The organism is Paraglaciecola sp. (assembly GCF_051252315.1).
Taxonomy (GTDB): domain Bacteria; phylum Pseudomonadota; class Gammaproteobacteria; order Enterobacterales; family Alteromonadaceae; genus Paraglaciecola.
Genome location: NZ_JBPOFP010000192.1, coordinates 1 through 5,149, shown reverse-complemented (window position 1 = coordinate 5,149; position 5,149 = coordinate 1). Strand labels below are relative to the sequence as shown.

Annotated in this window: 5 protein-coding genes and 1 pseudogene; 2 read left to right on the top strand and 4 right to left on the bottom strand. The window is 37.4% G+C overall.

Annotated elements, in window-relative coordinates:
- Positions 1-338: pseudogene (locus ACSHXM_RS20820) on the bottom strand (hypothetical protein); the annotation flags it as partial.
- Between the two features lie 278 nt (positions 339-616).
- Here ACSHXM_RS20820 and ACSHXM_RS20815 point away from each other — a divergent pair.
- Complete coding sequence (locus tag ACSHXM_RS20815; RefSeq protein WP_435692156.1) at positions 617-1,486, top strand: hypothetical protein; 870 nt, start codon at positions 617-619, stop codon at positions 1,484-1,486.
- On the opposite strand, the gene ACSHXM_RS20810 is transcribed toward ACSHXM_RS20815, so the two are convergent.
- The 3 genes from ACSHXM_RS20810 to ACSHXM_RS20800 all read right to left on the bottom strand — a co-directional run bounded on the left by ACSHXM_RS20810 (position 1,472) and on the right by ACSHXM_RS20800 (position 4,845).
- The gene (locus tag ACSHXM_RS20810; RefSeq protein WP_435692154.1) at positions 1,472-3,202 is read right to left on the bottom strand and encodes a Na+/H+ antiporter NhaC family protein; all 1,731 of its coding nucleotides are present in this window, start codon (positions 3,200-3,202) and stop codon (positions 1,472-1,474) included. The genes ACSHXM_RS20815 and ACSHXM_RS20810 overlap by 15 nt on opposite strands.
- A 154-nt stretch (positions 3,203-3,356) precedes the next feature.
- Positions 3,357-3,719 (bottom strand): hypothetical protein, encoded by a 363-nt coding sequence (locus tag ACSHXM_RS20805; protein ID WP_435692152.1) that lies wholly within the window; start codon positions 3,717-3,719, stop codon positions 3,357-3,359.
- Between the two features lie 115 nt (positions 3,720-3,834).
- A complete protein-coding gene (locus ACSHXM_RS20800; RefSeq protein ID WP_435692150.1) occupies positions 3,835-4,845 on the bottom strand; it encodes a serine/threonine dehydratase in 1,011 nt (336 codons plus the stop codon).
- Between the two features lie 114 nt (positions 4,846-4,959).
- On the opposite strand from ACSHXM_RS20800, the gene ACSHXM_RS20795 reads away from it, so the two are divergent.
- A partial coding sequence (locus ACSHXM_RS20795) for a PH domain-containing protein (RefSeq protein ID WP_435692148.1) occupies positions 4,960-5,149 on the top strand: 190 nt, incomplete at its 3' end.

Here is a 5,149-nt window from a genome sequence, read left to right as displayed (position 1 = left end):
AGATTGCTGTGCATTGTCCAGGTTACATCGACAGAATTGTCGTTCTCAGAAAGTATAAAAGAGACCTTAGCTTTAGATTTCCAAGGCTTTACAAAATTTAAAGAATAATCAATCTTATTGTTTTTTTGTTCGACAAAGATTTGCATATTTCCTTCGCCTACTCTTTTTCCGAACCACTGATAATATTTTCCGTCTCCAGAAATTTGTACTTTAGCCTCTGGTTCCATTACCAACCATGGCGACCATTTTTGCCAGTGATTAAAGTTGATTAATATTTTGTAAATATTATCAATCGGAGCTTGGATGTTTACGGATCGTAATACATTAAATTTTGGCATTAATATTTATCCGAAAAATTGCTTTTAGTCGCCATTTAGTATCATATCTAATGTGAACTATACGGATTGTGTGATGAATCAAGCACAGTAAGTGATGAATTAAGTCTAGATGAATAATATTTATTCGATAGTTTTTGTTAAAACATGGTTTTAGGTCAGCACAACTTATTTGTTATTGAGGACTCAAAGCGCGTGTTTGACAAAAGATGAATGGACTTACAATTGTTTAGTGTTTTGGCTAACATGATTGAAGATAAAAGGTGAGTGTCAGATAATTTATGTTTAAAGGTTATTCAATAATATTACCTGCGTTGTTACTTTGTTATTCCCTGCAAAATAATTTGGCTTGGGCCAAGGCCGACACTGTGACATTTCTTGGGTTAGGAATAACACAAGACGTTTACCATTCTGAGTTGTTAGTTGAAGTTTTTAATCATGCTCCAAATAAAGACTTTGTGGTTAAACAATATAAGAATGAGTTACCACATCATCGAGGGTTTATGTTTTTGGCTGAAAACCGAGATATAGATATTATGATTGGTTACGCCACAGAAGAAAGAGACAAGCATTTTAGAGCCATTCCAATCCCAATATCTAAAGGACTTAATGGGTGGCGTTTGTCAGCCGTGCATAAAGATAATGTAGATGTATTTAAAAATATAAATACCCTGCAGGAGTTCAAAAAATTTAGCCCTGGACAATTCCATTCTTGGACGGATTTAAAGATTTTATTAGCGAATGATATTACTCCCACTCCGGGATCCGATTTTTTGGGACTATATGTCATGCTTCACAAAAAACGATTCGACTACTTACCAAGGTCAATTGCAGAATTGAATCGCGAAATTGGTCCTATTAGAAAAGACCATAATTTGAATATAGTCGTGGAACCTCATATATTAATTGTTTACCCCACTGCCTTTTATTTCTATGTGAACAAGGAGAATACAGAGCTTGCAGAAAGCATTCGATTGGGGTTAGAAAATATTATCGCCAATGGCGTTTTTGATAGGGTGTTTTATAAGCATCATAGTGAAGCACTGAAACAAATTGAGCGTGAATCCAGGCGTATCTTTAGGTTAGATAACCCTTTACTACCAAAATCAGTTCCATTAAGCAGAAAGGAGCTTTGGTTAAACGCAGAATAACCAAACACAGAACATCCAAAGTATCGCTGCAATGCCAGCAGCATAAGACGCTGGAATAATTTGACTCTTAACATGGTCCATTAAATCACATCCGGTTGTCATAGAGCTTAATATCGTTGTATCAGAAATGGGTGAACATTGGTCTCCATATACACTTCCATTTAACACAGTCGCAAAACAAATCATCATATAGATTTCTGGGTTATATATACCCTGAGCTTGCGAAATGGCCCAGGCTAAAGGTAAAGCGAGAGGAAATGCTATCGCATAAGTACCCCAACTCGTTCCTGTAGAAAAGGCAATTAACATAGTCATAAGTTGTAAAATGAAAGGTAAAAGCCAAAAAGGTATTTGTTCTCCTAAAGTGGCAACTAAATAAATTCCGCCGCCTAATTGTTTGCTTAAAATGCCAATGGTTAAGGCAAACATTAGGATCACCGAGGCAAGTACAACGCCTTTTAAACCGTTTCCAAAGCCATCTATCACATCTTTAAGTGACATGCCTTTATATAAAGCGATAAAAATAGATAACGCTAGAGCAGCTGAAAAGGCCCAGTGAATTTGAGGTGCACCCATAATAAAGTACGAACAAATAGCCACAAAAATTAGACTAACAAGTGGTAATACAAATTCCAACATATGTGCGGTGTAACCTGCTGGGCTTTGTGCATGATGCAATTCTTTTGCACTAACTGGAGAGGCATTTGGGGCGTCTAATTCTCCAGTCGTTTGAGCTCTTAGCATTGCTTTTTGTAAAGGTTTCCCACTAAATCGAGTCACGTTTAAGCTAAGTAATAAAGTGCCAATCACTGCAAAGATGGCATAGAAACTAAATGGAATACTAGCAAAGAAGAAAGCTATTCTGTCTTGTTCGGTTGCTAAAAATGCTACCCCAGGAATAAATAAGAATGCTTGTATATATGCTGGCCAAGCGTTGAATGCGATAATTGAAGCAATAGGTGAGGCGGTTGAGTCAACGACGTAACTAAGCTCCTCGTGACTCACCTTAGCTTTATCAGCTATAGGTTTAACAGTCGTGCCCACCAACACTGTACTCATTGTGCCGCCTTGAAAGAAAATAATGCCTAATAACCAAGTGACAACTTTGGCTGACCTAGGCCCTTGTACATAATGATGAGTCATATAGTTTGCAAAAGCTTGAGCGGCTCCTGTCTTTGCCCACATGCCCATCAGCCCCCCGAGTAACCAGAGGTATAAAATTAAAATTGAAGCTGCATTCGAGGTGCCAATATTGGGAATAAATACCTCATGAGTTATATCGTATCGACCCAACATAATGGCCCCTATTATGATGCCTCCTAATAGTGAAACTAACGGTTCTCGAGTTAACAAACAAAGAGCGATAGCAACCATGGCAGGTAACAATGACCAAACCCCGAAATGGAAGTCGGCCTTCAGTAATACTACTTTTTCTGATTGCTGAAGGTAAACCCACTGTTCCAATTGTTCCGGTTTTTGTTGCTGTTTATTTAATACACTTTGACGTAGAGGAGAATCTTCATAGTTGGTTACAGCCTCAATAATGTTTTCATTCGATGCTGATTTATAGACGAGGTGACCTTCATTATTTGTATAGGTTTGATAATGTTGTTGGGTTTCCACCCATGTGGGCTCGACGTAGTGGTTAACGAAAATAGCTAAGCCAAGACAAACTATAAAGAAGATAAAGTTTAAACTTTTAACAAACTGGTACATAACCCCTCCAAAATCTGAATAACGCTCTTTCTTCGCGTAGCGGTGTTAGTTTTTCTAGCAATAACTCGCAATAATCAATCTTCTAATGATAGGTGAGATTTATTCAGGGCCATCGATTGATACTTGTCTGTGCATTAGTCGAGTAGGTTAAACTTTAGAAAGGACAATCAAATAATGTATTAACCAAGGCTACTGAACCAGAATGTCTGCGGATTAATCGCCCTTTGTTATCAAATACTAATACTTGATTGATGTTTTTAGGTAACGCAAATATTTGACGAATTTGATTTCTTTGGCGGCCGCTTATTTCTTTATGCGGTTTGTTACTACGCCAATTGTTTAAGTCTATAAAAGTAATTTTTTTAGTCAGTATGGTTGATTCTAATTTATCGATTTCTTGATTGAAGTAATTATTTTCTGTGGATTTAAGAGAATAAATAATTGTGCAATTGGCTTGATTAAATAGCCACTCATTTGCATGAGATATGTGAGCACGTAGAGAAAACAATAGCGACAAAACAATTACCCATATTCTCAAAACTTTATATTTCCTTTATTTTAATTCTTCTTATAGAGGGCTTAACATATTAAACGTTGTTAGCGTCGTCAGATTCTAAACTTAATTGACTAATTTAACCATTTTCACTCAATAATTCTAGGCTCGGCATATGTTCTAAATGATTATGTTGCCAAATCTGCTGCATTTTTTTGTAATCAATATTCCCACCAGATAATACAACTAATACTTGTTGTGGAGAGGTTTTATTTTTTAACCACTCTATCACAGCAGACATACTCATGGCGCTAGTCGGTTCAACATGAATTTTAAGTAAATGTTGTAACCATTGACACCAATATGCAATCTGTTCTTCTTTAACTTCATAAAAAGCATCTAAATTTTGAAGATGTGGGAAAGTCTTTTCACCAACAGAAAGTGTTGCTGCACCATCAGCTAGAGTTATAGGTTGTGCAGGCAGTGACTTTATGACTCCTGAACGAATAGATTGAGCAGCATCGTTAGCCAACAATGGTTCAGCTCCAACGACTTCAATATTAGTAAACATGGCTTTGGCACACACAGCTGAGCCAGATATTAATCCCCCTCCACCTATAGGAGCAAAAACCGCGTTCACTTCGCCAGTCTGTTGTAACCCTTCGTAAACGGCAGTTCCTTGGCCAGAAATTATATCTTCGTGATTAAAAGGTGGAACCCAGAGAACACCTTCTTGTTGCGCAGCTTCTTGAACTTTTTGATCCGCTTCTTTGCGAGTTTCACTTAAATTAAGCTGTGCACCGTAATATTGTGTGGCAGCGGCTTTCACCTTAGATATGTTTTGGGCACTGTATATAGTGGCGTTTACGCCTAATACTTTTGCAGCATAGGCCACAGCTTGAGCATGATTCCCCGAACTGCTTGCGACCACTTCTTTGCCTAAGCGCCCCTCTTGTTTGGCCTTTAACATCATATTTAACGCCCCCCGCATTTTAAAAGCGCCGGTTTTTTGAAGACATTCGGCCTTAAAGTATATGCGATGACCAAGCCAAGAATTTAACAAGCTGGACTCTAAAACTGGCGTCTGGGAAATATAAGGTAGGATCCGTGTGTGTGCCGATTTAATTTCGGAGAAGGTTACGTTGGGCATAGTTGATAGTAGTGCTAAATTGAATAATTTCTGTGGCCTAAATAGTATCCTTATGTTGTAATTTTCGCATTAACAATTATGCTAATTTTTTGATTCAAACATTAGGAAAAAAATATGGGGTTACTAGATGGACTATTGGGCAACGCTTCTGAGATAAATGTAGATGAGGTTTCAGAAGAATTAGCACCAATTATTGGTGATACGGAAAGCATACAGCAAGTATTTAAAGAAATAAGAGATATGTATGTGTTTACTAACAAAAGACTTTTGTTAATTGACAAACAAGGCTTAACAGGTCGTAAAG